Genomic DNA, 17852 nt, shown 5'->3' on the forward strand with positions numbered 1-17852 from the left:
CGCCGGTGCCGAAGCTCAGGCGGCCTTTTCCTTCGACAGACCGACGCGCAGGTCGGATGCCTGATAGATCGTCTCGCCGTCGGCCTTAACCCAGCCGTCGGCGGTGCCGAGCACCAGGCGGCCGCGCATCACGCGCTTGAAGTCGATCCCGTATTCCAGAAGCTTGGTGTGCGGGCGCACCATGCCCTTGAATTTCACTTCGCCGGTGGACAGCGCCATGCCGCGGCCTTCTTCACCGAGCCAGCCGAGGTAGAAGCCGGTCAGCTGCCACATGCCGTCAAGGCCAAGGCATCCCGGCATAATCGGGTTGCCCTGGAAGTGGACGGGGAAATACCAGTCGTCGGGATGAACGTCGTATTCGGCCCTGAGGTAACCCTTGTCGAACGCGCCGCCGGTTTCCGAGATATCGGTGATGCGGTGAACCATCAGCATCGGCGGCAGCGGCAATTGCGCATTGCCAGGACCAAATAGCTCGCCGCGTGCGCAGGCAAGGAGCTCTTCGTAGCTGAAACTCGACTGTCTTTCCGTCATTAACCTCTGGGTCCCTTCTCGTCGGCGTGTGACCTTTTATTGCACATTCTGCCGGATTTGAAGCTTATCACTGTTTAGATGACAGGCCGCCCAGCTTGCGCAAGTGGCGCTGCCCCTTTTTCAGTTCGCATATAGGAAGCCATCACTGCAAACCAGAGGTTGGTGGGCAAATAACATCTTTTTGCGGCAGCACAGGCGCTTTCACGGGCCTATTGAAAGCCGTGGCTGCAAAAGTTATATCCGACAGTCAAGATAGATGTCGCAGACGGACGTGGGGCGTGCAGGCGCGATGGCAGAAGCCATGATCAGCATTGAGACAAGGTTGCGGGATTGCGGCTTGCGCCCGACGCGTCAGCGTATCGCGCTGGCCGATCTTCTTTTCGCCAAGGGCGACCGCCACCTGACCGTGGAAGAGCTGCACGAGGAAGCCATCGAAGCCGACGTGCCCGTTTCGCTCGCCACAGTCTACAACACGCTGCACCAGTTCACCGAGGCGGGGCTGATCCGCGTGCTGGCGGTGGAAGGCGCGCGCACCTATTTCGATACCAACACCTCCGATCACCACCACTTCTTCGTCGAAGGCCGCAACGAGGTTCTCGACATTCCGGTCAACAACATCGCCATCGGCAATCTGCCCGAGGCGCCGGAAGGCATGGAGATCGCTCACGTGGACGTGGTGATCCGCCTGAGGGAAAAGAAGGGCTGAAGCCCTCTCAACGCTTCTTGAGAGCATCATCTGCATTGCGTCCCGGCCGTGAACGGTAACGCGGGATCGTCCAGCCGTATTGTATTGCGCCGCCTCTGAGCGCCAAGGCAACGGCAAAGCCGGCTGCAGAGCTAGCATAAGATGGCAAGCCCGCGGCCTCGGCGGCGGTAAAGGCGCCCGCACCGGCCAATGCGGCGGAGATGTAGATTTCCGGACGCAGCAGTACCGAGGGCTCTTCCGCCAGCAGATCGCGTAGCACGCCGCCGCAGGTGGCGGTCAACGTCCCCGTGACCATTGCGATCGTCGGTGAACCGGAGGCTGCAAGCCCAAGCGCAGCACCCATGACGCTGTAGGCGGCAAGCCCCACCGCATCGAGCCAGATCAGAAGCCGATAACGCCATTCGATGAGATGGGCTGTGAAGAAGACGACAATGGCCGTCACGACGCAGACGACGATGTAGGCCGGCTCGCGCACCCAGAAGACCGGCACCTGGCCGAGGATCAGGTCTCGCAGCGTTCCGCCACCGACGCCCGTGATGGCGGCAAAGAACAGGAAGCCGATCAGGTCGAGCTGCTTTCGTGAGGCGGCAAGCGCTCCGGTGGCCGCAAACACCACGACGCCTGCGTAATTGAGCACGATCAGCACATTCACCTCCAAAAACGACTCAAGGACATCAGCGTCGCGCAAGTGCGCCTTGCTAGCCTCCGCCCGAATTTCGACTTCTTACGCTGGCTGCCGCAGCGAGCGAAGAGTGAAGGAGCCGTGGCCCGTGAAAAAAAGCTTCATCATCGCTGCCCAAGTTCTGGCGCTGGCCTTTCTGCCAGCGGCCGCTCATGCCCAGCAGGACCTGATCAACGATCCGGAGATCTACGAGAAGGACCATTTCCGCAAGACCTGCGATATCGCGCAGTTCGGCAGCGGGTTCCTGACCCGGCTCGACATCAACAATGACGGCATCGTCGATGCCGTCACCAATCATGCCGAACTGACCTGCGACGGCACGCGCGGACCGGACTGCAACGAAGACGGCTGCCCCTATAACTTCTATCTGCGGGCCAAGGAGGGCGGCTACTTCATGATCGCCACCGCCCGCATCTACGGCTACGACTTCGTCAAGCGCTTCGGCAACATGGTCTTCGTGATGAAGATGCATCCTCGCTTCTGCGAGCGCACAGATGAGAAGCCCTGCGAGATGACCGTCCGTGTCCGAGGCGGCCGCTTCGTCACGATCTCAAAGAAGTAGCGATCACGCCGCGGGGAAAAGGCTGTCGATCCGCCCGGTGAGGTAATAGGCAAAGAGGCCGATCCATTCCCGCACGGCCGTCGATGTCAGCTGCGCATTCGAGGTCGGCTGCGTAAAGTCGAAGCCGAGGCGAAGCACGCCGCTGGTCCGGTAGTCGACGGGCCAGGGCGTCACCGGGATGTCGGCCTTGCGGAACAGGCCTACCGAGCGCGGCATGTGGAAGGCCGAGGTGACCAGCAGGCAATCGGAGAGGTTCTCGCGCGCTAAAAGATCCTTTGTCTGCAGAGCATTCTCGTAGGTCGTGCGCGAAGCGTTCTCCTTCACCAGCCGTTCCGGAGGAAGGCCGAAGGCGGAAAACAGCCGCTCGGACGCGCCGGCCTCCCCTTCATAGGCGCCGCTGATCGAACCGTCGCCACCGGAGATGAGGATCCGGGCGTTCGGGTGGCGCAGTGCCAGTCGGAGCGCCTCGAGGTAGCGGTCGCCCGCCTGGTTCAGTTCGACGCCGCCACGGCTGGTCGTAACCTCATTCTCCAGTGCCCCGCCAAGCACAAGGATGCAGGATAGATCCTGCGGCTCGACCTCTGGCTTCGGAAATCTCTCTTCCAGCACCTGCAGGGCAACGCCGCCTGCGGTGGTATAAAGGGTGACGAAGAGCACAAGGGCGGAGAGCAAGCCTGCCGCGCCACCGGAACGCCGCCAGCCGAAAAACGCGAGCAAGGCTGCGAGCGCCGCAAACAGGAAGGCAAGGGAGAGCGGTTGTGCAGCCAGCCAGAAAAGCTTCGAAATGAGGAACATGGCTGATCCTGTCGCAGCATTCGGCGGCGCCTGTCAACGGCGCGGCTGCTTGCTCGTAACGATCGGCTGCTGGAAGTGCAGGTGCAGCGGCCGCGGCAGGAAGACCGTGGCGATTGCGACTCCGGCCACGCAGAGCACCACCACCCAGAGGGCATTGCTGCCGAGCCAGTTGGTGAGGAAGGCGCCCGTCACGGCGCCCGCGGCCATGCCGGTCCACGGGATGGTCTGGATCACCCACCCGGTCGGGTTCCGGTCGCCGACGATCCACCGGCCGATACCGCGCCCGAAGCGCGATAGGGCACCGGTGATATAGGTGAGGCCGATCGGCAGGCCTTCGATATGCTCGACCGTTGCGTTGATCATGCCCATCGAGAGGGTCACGAGGCAGAAGCGGACGCGCGGATAGCCTGTTTCCGGCACCAGGGCGGCTATGGCGATGGTGACCGCGACGCCTGTCAGCACGACGAAGGTGCGGCGGCTGGACAGGGTGTGGGCAAGGAGGATGCCGAGCGCATTGCCGATGACGAATACCCAGAGCGCAAAGAACAGGATGATTGCGTGCCCGTAGTCGCCTTCGGCAAAGAAAAGGGCTGCCCGCGTGGTGTTGCCGGTCATGAAGGAGACGAAATCGCCGGACAAGAGCAGGCCGACGGCATCGGTCATGCCGGCGATGAAGGAGATTGCCGCGACGAGGACAAGCCCGGTCACGGTGCGCCTCGTGCGAACGAGGTGTCGGCGTCTGGCAAGCGTCATGCGATGCGGCCCCCGGCGCGGCACCACGGGATCGGGTGCGCCGGGACATTCTATGCGCCGATCTCCCGGTTTTGGAAGCCATGCCTAGGTATGACGTCTTGCCGCGTGACAAGCGCCGGCGTCAGCGCGCGGCCAGCCACTCCAACACGCCTCGGGCGGCGGTACGGCCGGTGGCAAAGCAGGCGGTCAGCAAATAGCCGCCGGTCGGCGCTTCCCAATCAAGCATCTCTCCGGCAGCGAAGAGCCCCGGCATACGCTCGAGCATGAAGCGATCGTCGATCTCCCGCCACGCGATGCCGCCTGCCGAGGAGATTGCCTCCTCGATCGGGCGCGGGCGAAGGAGCGGGATCGGCAGGGCCTTGATCAGGCAGGCGAGTTGCTGCGGGGGAAGCCGGGAAGCATCCGGGACAAGCTCCCGCAGGAGCGCCGCCTTCACGCCCTCCAAGCTGGCTCCCTTGCGCAGCCGATTGGCAAAGCTTGCCTTGCCGCTCTGGCGGTCGAGCTCCCGGGCGAGCCGCCCCTTGCTCCGCCCCGGTGCCAGGTCAACGACAAGGGCCGCTTTCCCCTTTTTCTCCAGCCCATCCCGAAGGGCGGCGGAATGGGCGTAGACGAGGCTTCCCTCGATGCCATGGCTCGAGACGACAAATTCGCCCTGAAAGGTCCCTGCCGGAGAGGTTGTGGCGACCGACTTCAATGGGGCGCCGGCAAAGCGCTCCCGAAACACATCGCTCCAGGCGACGTCGAAGCCGCAATTGGCTGGCCGGAACGGGGATATCTCGATCCCCTTCGCCTGAAGCCACGGAGCCCAGGCGGCATCGGAGCCCAGCCGTGGCCAGCTGGCGCCACCGAGCGCAAGAACCGCGGCGTCGGGTTGAACCGACAGGCGGCCAGTGGGCGTGTCGAAGACAAAGCTGTCTTCCTCAAACCCGATCCACCGATGGCGTGTCATCAGCCGGACGCCGCCTCCCTCAAGTCGGCGCAGCCAGGCCCGTAGCAGAGGGGACGCCTTCATGGCGGTGGGAAACACGCGTCCGGAAGAGCCAACGAAGGTTTCGGTGCCGACATCAGCGGCCCAACGGCGGACATCGTCCGGCGCAAACGTGTGGAGGGCGGGCCTCAAACGCTCCGACGCAATCCCGAAGCGGGTGTGGAACTGCGCAAAATCCTCCGAATGGGTGATGTTAAGGCCGGACTTGCCGGCAAGAAGGAATTTGCGGCCGAAGGTCGGCATGGCCTCATAAATCGTGACACGCTTACCGGCTTCGGCCAGAACCTCGGCGGCCATCAGCCCCGCCGGCCCGCCACCAATGATCGCAAGTTCGTGTCCGCTCATGCACCTGCCTTCCATCGCGCCTCCCTATCACGGCGGATGGAGCGGGGGCAGAGGCTTTCTCAGCCGGCGCCGCCGACCGGGGTCAGGACCTTGCCGGTCCCGCGGCAGTCTGGGCAATCGGCGCCGTCGATTTCGCCCGTCCCGCCGCAGCGACGGCAAAGGTTCTCGCCGGAATTCGGCGTTCCCGGTGGTACGGCGTCCGTATTCTCGCGGCGTCCGGCGAGCTCATCCTGTTCAGCCATCACCTGCTCCTTTCTGAGAAGATAGGAGGCCGGTGCGGACACCGGCCTCCGTCCTGTCATTCAGCCGCCTGGCTCTGGCTCATGCCGGCATCCGGCAGCTTGCCCATCAGCACCTCTTCGGCCGAGGCCTTGTGGTTCTTGACCGAGCTGGTCCATTGACCCCAGACCGAAGGATCGATCTTGTCGCCGTTTTCGCCGAGGTTCTGCAGACGGCGCTGGTCCTCGTCGGTCAGCACCTGCTTCGGCAGCGGCCCAAGATCCTTGACGTCGGCCGCGCTGATGCCGAGCTTTTCGCCGACGCGGCGACCGTAGTCGTCATGGACGAGGAAGAAGTGCCAGACCATGCGCTCTTGGACGTCCCGCTCGCACTGGCCGAGCAGGTCGCCCATGTTGAAGACGAGGTCATCGCGTTCCCAGTCCATCATCGTGCAGTAGCGGCCGCGCGGTTGGACATAGTCGTTGCGACGCTCCAGCACGCTGCGCGTCAGCCGACCATGGATTTCCGGCGGATTGTTCGGCAGCTCGACCGGGCTCTCGTTCAGGCCGTCGTGGATCGACGGCTCATAGTTGACATGCGGGTTCTGCCCCGGTGCCATCTCGCGGCGATAGGACATGGTGCCGCCGGACAGGTTGGTCGCGATCTTGGCGTTCTTTGCCTGGTTGACCGGGAGCTGCAGGTAGTTGGTGCCCACACGATAGCGCTGCGTGTCGGAATAGGAGAAGGTGCGTCCGACCAGCATTTTATCGTCGGAGAAGTCGAGCCCGTCGACGAGCACGCCCGTACCCATGGCGATCTGCTCGTTCTCGTTGAAGAAATCCTCGACATTGCGGTTGAGCGTCATCGTGCCGACGTGGCGGAGCGGGAAGTCCTTCTCCGGCCAGATCTTCGTGTCATCCAGCGGATCCCAGTCGAGTTCTGGGTGATCGTGATCCTCCATGATCTGCACGAACATGTCCCACTGCGGGTAGTCGCCGCGCTCGATGGAGGTGAAGAGGTCCTTCGACGCGGAGCCGAAATCCTGGCCCTGCACCTTGGCCGCTTCCTCGGCCGTCAGGCTGGCGAGCCCGGCGCGCGGATGGAAGTGGTACTTCACAAGACAGGTCTCGCCCTGGGCGTTGACCATCTTGTAGGTGTTGACGCCGAAGCCTTCCATGTGGCGGTAGCTTGCCGGAATGCCGCGCGGCGAGAACAGATGCGTCAGCATGTGCATCGATTCCGGCGTCTGGCTCATGAAGTCGAAGATGCGGTTCGGCTCCTGGCGGAAGGTGACCGGATCCGGCTTCAGCGAGTGGATGACGTCAGGGAACTTGATGGCGTCGCGGATGAAGAAGACCGCGAGATTATTGCCGACGAGGTCCCAGTTGCCGTCTTCGGTATAGAACTTGACGGCGAACCCGCGCGGGTCACGCGCCGCTTCCGAGGAATCGCGGCCGCCGATCACGGTGGAGAAACGGATGGCGAGCGGCGTCTTCTTGCCCGCCTGCTGGAACAGCTTGGCGCGGGTATACTTCGACGCAGGCTCGTCGCCGATCTTGCCGGTTGCCTCGAACTCGCCGTAGCAGACGAAGCCGCGGGCGTGCACGACGCGCTCGGGAATTCGCTCGCGGTCAAAATGGGTGATCTTCTCGAGGAACTGATAGTTCTCAAGCGTTGCGGGGCCGCGCGAGCCGACGGTCCTCTGCGACTGGTTGTTGGCAATCGGGTGGCCCTGCCGGTTGGTGAGCACCCGCTCTTCGCTTTCGGAGGGCATGTTCTTGCCGCCCTGAGACATGTTCTTCTCGTCCATCATCTTCCCTCCTGTTTTGGAGATCGTGAGGGTGCGGCGCCCCCCGGGGCGCAGCTTCCCGTCAGTCAACCAACAGCGCGGACATCGGTTCCAGAAAAATACGACGGAGGATTTCTAACGCTTGCCGACCCAACAACGGCGGAGGAGCAAGGAGGCTTTGACAAGGCGGGAGGGCCTTCGTAGTTGTTCATCTCGTTGAGCTGAAGGAAATGCCGATGGACGTTGCAGATCTCGTAGATGGCGACCGGGGTACGCACTTGGATCTGCAGGGCATCGTCGACGAGATCTACCAGGCGCTGACGCCGCGGCTCGGCGAAGGCAAGGTCGCCGACTACATCCCGCAGCTTGCCCATGTCGACCCGCACAAGCTGGGCATCGCCGTGGTCGATGTCGACGGTGGCGTCTACAAGGCGGGTGATTGCGACGAAGCCTTCTCCATCCAGAGCATCTCCAAGGTCTTCACGCTGACGCTGGCGCTCGGCAAGCACGGCGAAAACGTCTGGAAGCGCGTCGGGCGCGAGCCATCCGGCTCGGCCTTCAACTCCATCGTTCAGCTGGAGCATGAGGAGGGCAAGCCGCGCAATCCCTTCATCAATGCGGGCGCCATCGCGGTCAGCGACCTTGTGCTGGCGGGGCACACGCCCCGCGAGGCAATCGGCGAGATCGTCCGCTTCGTCCAGTATCTTGCCGACGACGAGCAGATCGCCATCGATCCCGCGGTGGCAAAGTCCGAGCTCGCCACCGGCTACCGCAATTTCGCGCTGGCCAACTTCATGCGCGGCTTTGGGAAACTCGACCATCCCGTCGACCATGTTCTGGGGGTCTATTTCCACCATTGCGCACTGGCGATGACCTGCGCGCAGCTCGCTCACTCAGGCCTCTTCCTGGCGGCTGCGGGGCGCAATCCGCTGACGGGTCATACGGTGGTTTCGCGGCAGCGGGCACGGCGCATCAATGCGCTGATGCTGACCTGCGGCCACTATGACGGATCCGGCGACTTCGCCTACCGCGTAGGCCTGCCGGGAAAGAGCGGCGTCGGCGGTGGCATTTTGGCCGTGGCACCCGGCAAGGCCTCAATGGCCGTCTGGTCGCCCGGCCTCAACCACAACGGCAATTCCCTGCTCGGGTCGCTCGCACTGGAAATGTTGGCGCACCGGACGGGCTGGTCGGTCTTCGGACCCTGATCAACAGGCGCAAAAAAAGGGAGGCGCAGCCGAAGCTGCACCTCCCTTCGTCCTGGGAGGACTAGCTCTAGTCTTCGTTCGCCGCCATCTGCGAAAGAACCTCGCCGCGACCGCGGATCCGCAGGATCAGCGGGACGATGAAGGCGAGTGCCGCGACCACGAAGAGGACGGCGGCGATGGGGGAGGTGAAGAGATAAGTGACGTCGCCCTGGCTGATTGCCAGCGCGCGTCGCAGCTGCTGCTCGGCAAGCGGCCCGAGGATCAGGCCAACCACCACCGGTGCAATCGGATAGCCGAACACGCGCATGACGTAGCCGAGCAGGCCGAACGTCAACAGCATGCCAAGCTCGAACACCGACGGGTTGGCGCCGATCGTGCCGAGCGTCGCAAACACCAGGATGCCCGAATAGAGCCAGGGCTTCGGGATGGTGAGAAGCTTCACCCACAGACCGATCAGCGGCAGGTTCAGGACGAGCAGCATGCCGTTGGCGATCAGAAGCGAGGCAATCAGGCCCCAGACGAGCTGCGGGTTGGTTGCAAAGAGCAGCGGGCCGGGCTGGAGGCCGTACTGCTGAAACCCGGCCAGCATGATTGCCGCGGTCGCCGTGGTCGGCAGGCCGAGCGTCAGGAGCGGCACGAGCGTTCCGGCAGCCGAGGCATTGTTGGCCGCCTCCGGTCCGGCGACGCCTTCAATGGCGCCATTGCCGAATTCTTCCGGATGCTTGGTCAGCCGCTTTTCCGCTGCATAGGAGAGGAAGGTTCCGATCTCGGCCCCGCCGGCCGGCATGGCGCCGATCGGAAAGCCGATGACGGTGCCACGCAGCCAGGGCTTCCACGAGCGCGCCCAGTCCTGGGCGTTCATCCAGACGGAACCCTTGACCGCTTCGACCGTCTCCGGCCCGCGCATGCCCTGTGCGGCGATGAAGAGCGTTTCCCCAATCGCAAACATTGCAACCGCCATCGTCGTCACCTCGATGCCGTCGAGCAGGTCAGGTACGCCGAAGGCAAGACGGGTCTGGCCGGTCAACTGATCAATGCCGACGACGGAGAAGGCGAGGCCGACGAAGAGTGCCGTGAGGCCACGCAGGGCGGAGTCACCAAATGCGGACGACACGGTCACGAAGGCGAGTACCATCAGCGCGAAGTATTCGCGCGGGCCGAACTTGATGGCAATCTGCACCACGTACGGCGCAAGAAAGGCGAGGAGCAGGGTGGCGATGAGCCCCGCAACGAAGGAGCCGATCGCCGAGGTCGCAAGTGCGGGACCGCCGCGCCCGGCGCGGGCCATCTTGTTGCCCTCCAGCGCGGTGACGATCGAGGCGCTTTCGCCGGGCGTGTTGAGAAGGATCGACGTCGTCGACCCGCCATACATGCCGCCGTAGTAGATGCCGGCGAACATGATCAGCGAGCCGGTGGGATCGAGTCGATAGGTGACCGGCAGAAGCAGCGCGACCGTCAGTGCCGGGCCGATCCCCGGCAGAACGCCGACCGCTGTACCGAGCGTGACGCCGATCAGGGCGTAGAGAAGGTTCATCGGCTCCATCGCCGCGACCAGGCCCTGCAGAAGAAATTCGAACGTGCTCATGAGCGAGATATCCTGGCGGTCGTGTCAGAGGAACAGGTGTTCCAGCGGACCCGCCGGAAGAGAAAGCTGGAGCAGGCCGGCGAAGATCAGCCAGATGCCCAGACAGAGGATGATGCCGATCGGGATCGTCAGCCACAGCTTGCGACGGCCGAAGCCTGCAGCGACCAAGGCGAATAGAACGCCTGTTGCGATGGAAAAGCCCGCACGGTTGAGGAGCAGCATCTGCGCGATCAATCCGGCCACGACCCATACGATCGGTCCCAGTTCCTGCCGGTCGCGCGCAGGGAATTCGCCCCGGAACGCCTCGATCGCCGTCCACACCGCAAGTCCGATCAGGCCGAAGGCGATCCATTCGGGGACGGTCGCGGGGCCGACCTGCGAATAGCCTGCGGCGCCCTTGACGCGGGCGACGTCGAAGAAGATGACCGCCGCGATCACGGCAAGAACGACGGCGATGGCAAGCGCCGCCCAATCGGGGCGGCGCTGCTTCGTTGTCGATGTCGGGTGGTTCAAGCTCATTTAACCAGCCCGATGTCCTTCAAGATCTGCTCCGTGGACGCAATGTCCTTCGACAGCTGCTCTTGGAACTCGTCGCCGGCAAGATAGGTGTCTGCCCAGTTCTTGGTCTCAAGCGTCTCCTGCCAAGTCTCCGACTCGACGAGCTTCTTGATGTCGGCCTGAATCGCAGCTTCCTGCTCTTCCGACAGGCCGGCAGGGGCGGCGACCATGCGCCAGTTCTGCAGGACCACGTCGTAGCCAGCTTCCTTCAGCGTCGGCGCATCAATCCCCTCGATACGTTCATCGCTGGAAACTGCCAGCAGGCGAAGCGTGCCGGCTTCGATCTGCGACTGGAACTCGCCGTAGCTCGAAACACCGGCCGTGACCTGGCTGCCGAGGATCGCGGCCAACGCTTCGCCGCCGCCCGAATAGGCGATGTAGTTGATCTTGGTCGGATCAACGCCGGCCGCCTTAGCGAGAAGGCCGACAGCAATATGGTCGGTACCGCCGGCGGAACCGCCTGCCCAGGATACTGAGCCCGGATCCTTCTTCAGCGCCTCGACCAGCTGGTCGATGTTTTCGATTTCGGAAGAAGCCGGAACGACAATCGCTTCATATTCGCCGGTAAGGCGTGCGATCGGCGTGACGTCCTTCAGCGTGACCGGTGCCTGGTTGGTCAGGATCGCGCCGACCATGACGTAGCCGCCGACGATGAGGGCGTTCGGGTTGCCCTTCTGCTGGCTGGCGAACTGGGCAAGTCCGATCGTGCCGCCGGCGCCGGGAACGTTTACGACCTGCACGTTGCCGGAGATGCCTTCCTCCTGCAGTGCGGTCTGCAGCGAACGCGCAGTCTGGTCCCAGCCACCGCCCGGAGCGGCCGGTGCCATGATTGTGTAGTCGGCAGAATAGGCGGGCAGGGCAATTGCGCCCGCAAGAATGGATGCGAGAAAGAAGGGTTTCAAGGCTGTATCCTCCGTAGGCGTCACCTGGACGCGAAGATTATGGTTGTGCGCAGGAGAATTGCCATTTGCCCAATGTGGCATGGCCAGTCCTCCCGTTGCATCGGTCCGCCGCCTCCACGGCAACCGAATGAGCGTAAGCGATCACACCAAGCTGACATCTACCTGACATGGCAGTTGTGATGGCTTGAATAGGGTTCACTGCTGCCGCAGGACGTCGTTCCATCTGGAGATGAGCCGCGCGCGCTTCACCTGGTCGAGGTAGACCATCAGGCCAAGGCTGACCGGCACCGGCTTCAACTGCCCGCCAAGCATCTCCCGCATGGTCGTTGCGGTATTGTTGCCGGAGACCTCCGGGCTCACCGCGGGGATCTGCAGCTCGCGCGCCATGATCGTCTGGCCTTCCTTCGACATGAAGAACTCCAGGTATCGCCGTCCAAGATCGGGCGAGGCGGCGGCCTGCGGCACGAGCCCGATCCTCGACATGACGACCGTGTAGTCCTTCGGCAGCACGATCCCGACATCCGGATGGCGGGATGCCCAGTCGGCGGCATAGGAGCCGAGGATGTTATAGCCGAGCACGAAGCGCCCGTCGGCAACTCGTTCCAGGATGGCCTGGCTGGTGGAGTAGAGCTTGACGCCCGCCGAGCCCATGGTGCGGATCACCGACCAGATGTCGCCAAACTGTTCCTGGTCGCGCGACATGAACAGGAAACCGACGCCGGAGCGCTCGATGTCATAGGTGCCGATCCGCCCGTAGACGTCGTCGCCACGCCGATTGAGGAAATCGACGAATTCCGCCCGCGTCGAGGGCGGCGGTTCGTCTGCGAAGCTTGGCTTGTGGTAGACGAAGACGGCCGGCTCGAAGGTGAGGGCATAGGCGGTGTTGCGCCAGTTCGCCCAGGAGGGCCAGCGGTCGCTCATCGGCAGATCGCTTCGCTGCGCATAGCCATCGTTGGCGAGCTTCACCTGCAGGTCCATGGCGGAGGAGAAGGCGAAATCGGCGCTCGACTTGCCGGCATCGGTTTCACGGACGATCCGGTCGTAGATCTCCCCCGTCAGCATCTCCTCGTAACGCACGGCAACATCGGGATTGGCGGCCTGGAAGCCGGCGATCATCGGCTTTGCCAAGGGCTCGTCCAGCGACGAATAGACCACGAGCACGGGAGCATCAGATCGCCCGGACAAAGCAGGGAAGCTCGTGGCGGAACCCTGGGCGGCAACCGGCATCAGAAGCTCCAGCAGAACGGCGAGGAAGAGCAGCAGTGACATGCGCCGACCATGCACCAGCCCCCGGCGGGAAACAAGAAGCGGTGCAGCGCCTGTGATGGTGATCAGGAGAGAACGATGGGCGCGCTTGTTTTCGGTGCCGGCCTGCTTACCTGTCAGCGGTTCTCGCAGCCTCAAGCCCTCGACAAGGACCCCATCATGTCTCTTTCGCTGTACGACATCAGCATTCCGGTCTTCCTGCGCACCTTCCAGAACCTCTCGGAGATTTTGAAGAAGGGCGAGGCCTTCGCCGACGAAAACGGCATCCCGCATTCCGAACTGCTGCAGGCACGCCTCATCTCCGACATGGCGCCGCTGACGGCGCAGATCCAGCGGGTAAGCGACACGGCGAAGTTCGTGGCGGTGCGGCTCGGCGGGATCGATAACGTGCCGATGGAAGACAACGAGGAGACGTTCGACGATCTCCATGCGCGCATCGAGAAAACGGTCGCTCTTCTTCGCGCGCTGCCGTCGGATGCGATGGACGGCAAGGAGGGAGCGGAAGTGGTGCTGAAGACGCGCGACAGCGCGACCACCTTCACCGGCCGCGACTACCTGCTGCAATTCGCCATTCCGAACTTCTTCTTCCACGTGACGACGGCCTACGCACTGCTGCGTCACAAGGGCGTGCCGGTCGGCAAGATGGACTATCTCGGGCGCAGATCCTGACCCGTCAGATGTCGTGACAGAGCCGTCGCGCCCGGCTAAGCTGCAGCCAACCGGGAGCGATCGTGCGCATATTACTAGTGGAAGACAACCAGGCGCTGGCGGAGGGTCTGTCGACGATCCTGCGCGGCAGCGGCTATGCAGTGGACACCGTGTCCGACGGCGCGTCGGCCGAGGCCGTCGCCGCAGCAGAAGCCTTCGACCTGGTGATCCTCGACCTCAACCTCCCGGAGATGGACGGGCTTGAAGTGCTGCGCGCCATGCGCGCCCGCCACAACCGGGCGGCCGTGATGATCCTGACGGCCCGTGGCACGCCGGAGGAGCGGGTCCGAGGACTCGATCTCGGCGCCGACGACTACATGATCAAGCCCTTCGACATTGCCGAGTTCGAAGCGCGCATCCGCGTCCTGCTGCGGCGCCAGGCGGGCTTGCGCACCTCCGTTATCCAGCACGGCGGGGTAACCTTCGACCTGACGTCGCGCACCTTCAGCAGCGACGGCGTACCGCTCGACATTCCGGCTCGCGAGGTGGCCCTGCTGGAACTGCTGTTCCTGCGTGCCGGCAAGGTGGTTTCCAAGGATGCCATCGTGCAATCGCTGACGGGCTATGACGAGGACCTGTCGGCGAATGCCATCGAGCAATATGTCAGCCGGCTTCGCCGCAGGCTCAGCCTGCATGGGCTAACGGTCAAGACGGCGCGTGGCATCGGCTATTACCTCGAAAGCATCAGTGCCACGCAATGACGCCTGCCTTGCCTCCCTATTCCCTGCGTCGGCGGCTGCTCGCCTGGCTGCTCCTCGCCACCGCGGTGATCGGCGTGATTGCGCTCACCGACACCTGGCGGGAAGCGGTGAAGACCGCAAATGAGGTGTCCGACCGCGTCCTGATGGGATCGGCACTGGCGATTGCCGAACGCGTGATTGTCTCGGAGAACGGCGAGCTTGAAGTCGATATTCCCTATGTCGCCCTGGAGATGCTGACCTCTGCGGCGCAGGACCGGGTCTTCTATCGCGTCGACGGTCCGCCCGGCACCTTTATCACCGGGTACCAAACACTGCCGTCGATCCCGCGCAGCGAAGGACAAGAGACGGCGTTTGCGGATGCCACGTTCCGCGGCGAACCAATCCGCATCGCCGCTCTGGCGCGTTCGGCCTCCACCGGCATCAACTCTGTTCCGTTTCTGGTCACCGTGGCGGAAACGACGATCGCCCGCCAGCAGTTGATGCAGACGATCCTGTTTCGTTCGGCGCTCCGCCTGCTGTTCATGATCATCGGCGCCGCGTTAATTGTCTGGATCGCCGTTACGGTGTCCCTGCGCCCGCTTTACCGCTTCAGCGAAGCGATCGCGGAGCGCAGCCCCAACGATCTGAGCCCCATCGGCGAAAGGGTGCCGACGGAAGTGCAGGGGCTGGTGGATACCGTGAACTCCTTCATGGTGCGGCTCGAGTCAGCACTGGAAGCATTGCGACACTTCACCGGCAACGCCAGCCATCAGCTGCGAACGCCGCTTGCCATCATCCGCACGCAGCTGGCGATTGCCTCGCGCAGCGACGACCCCGACGCTGCGGCAAAGGCAGTTGGTCGGGCCGATGCCGCAGTCGCCGACGGCGAGCGTATCCTCGGCCAGCTGCTGCTGATGGCACGCATCGATGCTGCCGCGCGCTCCGCCTCCCTGCAGGCGATGGATCTGTCGGCGCTTGCACAGACGCTGACGGCCGAGCGCGTGCCGCTCGCGGGAGACGCTGGCATCGATCTCGGCTTCGAGGGGGAAGACGGGCTCCTAATCCTCGGTGAACCGCTGCTGATCAGCGAGCTTCTGAAGAACCTGATCAACAACAGCCTGCTTTATGCCGGCCGCGGCGCTGAAGTGACGGTTCGGACGCGCCCGGAACACAGGCAGGTGATCCTTGAGGTGGAGGACAATGGGCCGGGCATCCCGCCTGAGATGCGGGATGCGGCCTTGCAACGTTTCGAGCGGGGAGGCCGCAGCGACGACATGGGGTCGGGGCTGGGCTTGCCGATCGTGGAGGAGATCGCACGCCTTCACGGCGCGCACCTCCACCTGCTCGATGGCGCTGCAGGCAAGGGGCTGATGGTGCGGCTGGTCTTCGACCGGGCAGGCTAGGCTTGGTGAACGACCTTGCCGCCGATCCAGGTGCTCTTCATCTCCAGCGCATCGCTCAGCAGAACGAAATCGCCGTCGAAGCCTGGTTTGAGACGGCCCTTCCTGTCCACCAGTCCGGCGGCCTCGGCCGGATGGAGCGAAACCATACGCAGGGTCTCCTCAAGCGGCAGCTCCAACCTCTGGTGCAGGAACCGGACCGAGGCGAGCATGTCGATGTCGGCGCCGGCAAGCGTCCCGTCCGCCAATGTCAGCCGACCGTCGCGGCGCAGGATCTCGCGACCGTTCAGGGTGAAGCTCGCGAGATCCGTGCCGATTGGTGACATGGCATCGGTGACGATGAAGATGCGGCCCGGACCCTGCTTTGTGCGAAGGGCAATCTGCATCGCTGCCGGATGCACATGCACGCCGTCGGCAATCAGGCCCGCATGGAGATTGCCGCTGTGCAGTGCCGCTCCGACGACGCCGGGTTCCCGGTGGCCGAGCGGGCTCATGGCATTGAAGAGATGGGTGACGGTGCGCGCGCCGGCCCGGGCGTAGCGCTCCACCGTCTCAAATGTCGAATCCGTGTGGCCGATGCTGACGATGAAGCCGGCGGCAGCAAGCTGCGACACCTGCTCCTCGGTCACGTTCTCCGGCGCGACAGTGATCATCATGGCGGGGAAGAGGTCACGGCACTCCAACAGAAGCTCGAGGTCGCTCTCCTCCATCGGGCGGATCAGCGACGGGTCGTGCGCTCCCTTGCGGGCGAGCGAAAGGTGCGGACCTTCAAGATGCAGTCCGGCAAAACCGGGCAGCTTCTGACGGACCGCGTCCTTGCCGGCTGCGATGACGGACCGCGTGATGTCGGGCGTGTTGGTGATCAGTGTCGGAAGGAGAGCCGTGGTGCCGAAGCGGGCATGGGCCTGGCAGATCGTTCGCAGGCCCTCCACCGTCGGCTCGTCGTTCAGCATCACGCCGCCGCCGCCGTTGACCTGCAGGTCGATGAAGCCCGGCACGAGGATGCCACCCTCCGCCTCGACGACCGTCGCGTTCGACGGCATCTCCCGTACTGGCACGATCGCCTGCACCCGGGCGCCGTCGAGGAGAAGGACTGCGTCGTCGTGCCAGGTCTCGCCGTCGAAGATGCGTGCGCCGGTGATCGCGGTCAGGGTCATCGTGTCTCCGTCACCTTTTTCAGGGCTGCCGGAGCATCCGGGTTGAAGCCGCGTGCCCGCGACCAAGCCTCGACGAAGCCGTAGAATGGCAGGATGAGGCAAAGCGCGTCGGTCAGCGGGTGGCCGGTGGCGATGAAGGGAAGCGCGGTAGCCTTTCGTGCATTTGTCGATGTCGCAAAGGCGAGTGCACCCTTGTCGACGAGGCCTTCAACGATCTCGACAACCGAGCCTTCCGCCGCATCGCGCGCGGCGAAGGCGACGATCGGAAAGCGATAGTCGACAAGCGCTACCGGGCCGTGAAGCACCTCGGCCGAAGAATAGGCCTCGGCATGCATATTGGAGGTTTCCTTGAACTTCAGCGCCGCTTCGCTGGCGATCGCAAGCGCGGGACCCCGTCCGAGCATGAAGAGAGAATCCGCGTCACCCAGCTGGCCTGCAAGGTCGCTCCACTCCAGAGCCACGGCCTTTTCGCAGAAGGAAGGCAGCGCCCGAAGCGCCTCGCGCAGGCCTTGGTCGTCTGTCCATTCCGCCAGCACGGCCAGTCCGGCCACAATCGAGTTGACGTAGGACTTGGTGGCGGCAACGGCGAGTTCGGGCCCCGCCTGGATGTCGATGGCATGGGCGCAGGCATCTGCGATCGGCGACTGCGGCGTATTCGTCAGCGCGATGCTGAGGGCGCCTGCATCGGTGGCGGATTTCGCCATGGCAACAATGTCGGGGCTCTTGCCCGATTGCGAGATGGCAATCGCAGCACCGCCGTGGAGCTTCATCGGAGCGTGGTAGATCGATGCGAGCGAGGGGCCGAGCGAGGCGACCGGTCGGCCGGTGGTGAGCTCGATTGCATACTTGATGAAGGTTGCAGCATGGTCGGAAGAGCCGCGGGCGATCGTGACCAGGAAGGCTGGATCGCGCTCGCGCAGGGCCCGACCAGCGGCGGCCAAATCTGCGGACGAGCGCTCCAGAAGACGCGCAACCGCCTCCGGTATCTCGTTGATCTCTTGGCGCATATGGGTCTGCAAGG

Annotated in this window: 19 protein-coding genes; 6 read left to right on the plus strand and 13 right to left on the minus strand. The window is 63.9% G+C overall.

What is annotated here, in order from left to right:
* Positions 1-15 precede the first annotated feature (15 nt).
* Positions 16-531, minus strand: coding sequence for a 3-hydroxyacyl-[acyl-carrier-protein] dehydratase FabA (gene fabA, locus LXM96_RS09650; RefSeq protein ID WP_239998275.1), 516 nt, complete (start codon positions 529-531; stop codon positions 16-18).
* A gap of 289 nt (positions 532-820) precedes the next feature.
* Here fabA and irrA point away from each other — a divergent pair, with 289 nt between their 5' ends.
* Positions 821-1237, plus strand: coding sequence for an iron response transcriptional regulator IrrA (gene irrA, locus LXM96_RS09655; RefSeq protein ID WP_239998555.1), 417 nt, complete (start codon positions 821-823; stop codon positions 1235-1237).
* Between the two features lie 7 nt (positions 1238-1244).
* Here the strand turns inward: irrA and LXM96_RS09660 are convergent, their stop codons facing one another.
* A complete protein-coding gene (locus tag LXM96_RS09660; protein ID WP_239998556.1) occupies positions 1245-1889 on the minus strand; it encodes a trimeric intracellular cation channel family protein in 645 nt (214 codons plus the stop codon).
* A gap of 118 nt (positions 1890-2007) precedes the next feature.
* On the opposite strand from LXM96_RS09660, the gene LXM96_RS09665 reads away from it, so the two are divergent.
* Entirely contained in the window at positions 2008-2481 is a 474-nt protein-coding gene (locus tag LXM96_RS09665; RefSeq protein WP_239998276.1) for a hypothetical protein, read from the plus strand.
* Between the two features lie 3 nt (positions 2482-2484).
* On the opposite strand, the gene LXM96_RS09670 is transcribed toward LXM96_RS09665, so the two are convergent.
* The 5 genes from LXM96_RS09670 to LXM96_RS09690 form a co-directional block, all read right to left on the minus strand.
* Positions 2485-3276 carry a YdcF family protein gene (locus LXM96_RS09670; protein WP_239998277.1) on the minus strand — a complete coding sequence of 264 codons (792 nt, stop codon included), beginning with the start codon at positions 3274-3276 and terminating at the stop codon, positions 2485-2487.
* A 33-nt stretch (positions 3277-3309) separates the two neighbouring features.
* Positions 3310-4029: a YoaK family protein gene (locus tag LXM96_RS09675; protein ID WP_239998278.1), complete on the minus strand. Its 720-nt coding sequence runs from the start codon at positions 4027-4029 to the stop codon at positions 3310-3312.
* Positions 4030-4150: 121 nt separating this feature from the next.
* Complete coding sequence (locus tag LXM96_RS09680; protein ID WP_239998279.1) at positions 4151-5362, minus strand: TIGR03862 family flavoprotein; 1212 nt, start codon at positions 5360-5362, stop codon at positions 4151-4153.
* A gap of 59 nt (positions 5363-5421) precedes the next feature.
* The gene (locus LXM96_RS09685; protein ID WP_239998280.1) at positions 5422-5604 is read right to left on the minus strand and encodes a hypothetical protein; all 183 of its coding nucleotides are present in this window, start codon (positions 5602-5604) and stop codon (positions 5422-5424) included.
* 56 nt (positions 5605-5660) lie between these two features.
* A complete protein-coding gene (locus tag LXM96_RS09690) occupies positions 5661-7394 on the minus strand; it encodes a catalase (protein ID WP_317208207.1) in 1734 nt (577 codons plus the stop codon).
* 212 nt (positions 7395-7606) lie between these two features.
* Between LXM96_RS09690 and LXM96_RS09695 the strand changes: the two genes are divergently transcribed.
* Positions 7607-8575 (plus strand): glutaminase, encoded by a 969-nt coding sequence (locus tag LXM96_RS09695; RefSeq protein ID WP_239998281.1) that lies wholly within the window; start codon positions 7607-7609, stop codon positions 8573-8575.
* Between the two features lie 67 nt (positions 8576-8642).
* Here LXM96_RS09695 and LXM96_RS09700 read toward each other — a convergent pair whose 3' ends face one another.
* The 4 genes from LXM96_RS09700 to LXM96_RS09715 all read right to left on the minus strand — a co-directional run bounded on the left by LXM96_RS09700 (position 8643) and on the right by LXM96_RS09715 (position 12889).
* Positions 8643-10160 (minus strand): tripartite tricarboxylate transporter permease, encoded by a 1518-nt coding sequence (locus LXM96_RS09700; RefSeq protein ID WP_239998282.1) that lies wholly within the window; start codon positions 10158-10160, stop codon positions 8643-8645.
* A gap of 24 nt (positions 10161-10184) precedes the next feature.
* The gene (locus LXM96_RS09705) at positions 10185-10679 is read right to left on the minus strand and encodes a tripartite tricarboxylate transporter TctB family protein (RefSeq protein ID WP_239998283.1); all 495 of its coding nucleotides are present in this window, start codon (positions 10677-10679) and stop codon (positions 10185-10187) included.
* Positions 10676-11620, minus strand: a complete 945-nt coding sequence (locus tag LXM96_RS09710; protein WP_239998558.1) for a Bug family tripartite tricarboxylate transporter substrate binding protein — start codon at positions 11618-11620, stop codon at positions 10676-10678. Before LXM96_RS09710 ends, LXM96_RS09705 begins: the two co-directional genes overlap by 4 nt.
* A 195-nt stretch (positions 11621-11815) precedes the next feature.
* Positions 11816-12889, minus strand: coding sequence for an ABC transporter substrate-binding protein (locus LXM96_RS09715; protein WP_239998284.1), 1074 nt, complete (start codon positions 12887-12889; stop codon positions 11816-11818).
* A 75-nt stretch (positions 12890-12964) separates the two neighbouring features.
* Between LXM96_RS09715 and LXM96_RS09720 the strand changes: the two genes are divergently transcribed.
* The 3 genes from LXM96_RS09720 to LXM96_RS09730 all read left to right on the plus strand — a co-directional run bounded on the left by LXM96_RS09720 (position 12965) and on the right by LXM96_RS09730 (position 15677).
* The gene (locus LXM96_RS09720) at positions 12965-13555 is read left to right on the plus strand and encodes a DUF1993 domain-containing protein (protein ID WP_317208208.1); all 591 of its coding nucleotides are present in this window, start codon (positions 12965-12967) and stop codon (positions 13553-13555) included.
* Positions 13556-13617: 62 nt separating this feature from the next.
* On the plus strand, positions 13618-14295 hold the full coding sequence (locus tag LXM96_RS09725) for a response regulator transcription factor (RefSeq protein ID WP_239998285.1): 678 nt from the start codon (positions 13618-13620) through the stop codon (positions 14293-14295).
* Complete coding sequence (locus LXM96_RS09730; RefSeq protein ID WP_239998286.1) at positions 14292-15677, plus strand: sensor histidine kinase; 1386 nt, start codon at positions 14292-14294, stop codon at positions 15675-15677. Before LXM96_RS09725 ends, LXM96_RS09730 begins: the two co-directional genes overlap by 4 nt.
* Here the strand turns inward: LXM96_RS09730 and nagA are convergent.
* The gene (gene nagA, locus LXM96_RS09735; RefSeq protein WP_394801927.1) at positions 15674-16831 is read right to left on the minus strand and encodes an N-acetylglucosamine-6-phosphate deacetylase; all 1158 of its coding nucleotides are present in this window, start codon (positions 16829-16831) and stop codon (positions 15674-15676) included. The two genes, LXM96_RS09730 and nagA, sit on opposite strands and share 4 nt — an antisense overlap.
* The gene (locus tag LXM96_RS09740) at positions 16828-17850 is read right to left on the minus strand and encodes an SIS domain-containing protein (protein ID WP_239998287.1); all 1023 of its coding nucleotides are present in this window, start codon (positions 17848-17850) and stop codon (positions 16828-16830) included. The genes nagA and LXM96_RS09740 overlap by 4 nt, the downstream gene beginning before the upstream one ends.
* Between the last annotated feature and the right edge of the window lie 2 nt (positions 17851-17852).

It is taken from the genome of Rhizobium halophilum, assembly GCF_021648825.1.
Taxonomy (GTDB): Bacteria; Pseudomonadota; Alphaproteobacteria; order Rhizobiales; family Rhizobiaceae; genus Neorhizobium; species Neorhizobium halophilum.

What these genes read in the sequence shown, in the direction of transcription:
- LXM96_RS09670 (WP_239998277.1), bottom strand. Translation starts at nt 3,276, where the DNA reads ATGTTCCTCATTTCGAAGCTTTTCTGGCTGGCTGCACAACCGCTCTCC.
- LXM96_RS09690 (WP_317208207.1), bottom strand. Translation starts at nt 7,394, where the DNA reads ATGATGGACGAGAAGAACATGTCTCAGGGCGGCAAGAACATGCCCTCC.
- LXM96_RS09720 (WP_317208208.1), top strand. Translation starts at nt 12,965, where the DNA reads ATGGGCGCGCTTGTTTTCGGTGCCGGCCTGCTTACCTGTCAGCGGTTC.
- LXM96_RS09675 (WP_239998278.1), bottom strand. Translation starts at nt 4,029, where the DNA reads ATGACGCTTGCCAGACGCCGACACCTCGTTCGCACGAGGCGCACCGTG.
- LXM96_RS09685 (WP_239998280.1), bottom strand. Translation starts at nt 5,604, where the DNA reads ATGGCTGAACAGGATGAGCTCGCCGGACGCCGCGAGAATACGGACGCC.
- LXM96_RS09730 (WP_239998286.1), top strand. Translation starts at nt 14,292, where the DNA reads ATGACGCCTGCCTTGCCTCCCTATTCCCTGCGTCGGCGGCTGCTCGCC.
- LXM96_RS09700 (WP_239998282.1), bottom strand. Translation starts at nt 10,160, where the DNA reads ATGAGCACGTTCGAATTTCTTCTGCAGGGCCTGGTCGCGGCGATGGAG.
- fabA (WP_239998275.1), bottom strand. Translation starts at nt 531, where the DNA reads ATGACGGAAAGACAGTCGAGTTTCAGCTACGAAGAGCTCCTTGCCTGC.
- irrA (WP_239998555.1), top strand. Translation starts at nt 821, where the DNA reads ATGGCAGAAGCCATGATCAGCATTGAGACAAGGTTGCGGGATTGCGGC.
- LXM96_RS09715 (WP_239998284.1), bottom strand. Translation starts at nt 12,889, where the DNA reads ATGTCACTGCTGCTCTTCCTCGCCGTTCTGCTGGAGCTTCTGATGCCG.
- nagA (WP_394801927.1), bottom strand. Translation starts at nt 16,831, where the DNA reads ATGACCCTGACCGCGATCACCGGCGCACGCATCTTCGACGGCGAGACC.
- LXM96_RS09705 (WP_239998283.1), bottom strand. Translation starts at nt 10,679, where the DNA reads ATGAGCTTGAACCACCCGACATCGACAACGAAGCAGCGCCGCCCCGAT.
- LXM96_RS09695 (WP_239998281.1), top strand. Translation starts at nt 7,607, where the DNA reads ATGGACGTTGCAGATCTCGTAGATGGCGACCGGGGTACGCACTTGGAT.
- LXM96_RS09680 (WP_239998279.1), bottom strand. Translation starts at nt 5,362, where the DNA reads ATGAGCGGACACGAACTTGCGATCATTGGTGGCGGGCCGGCGGGGCTG.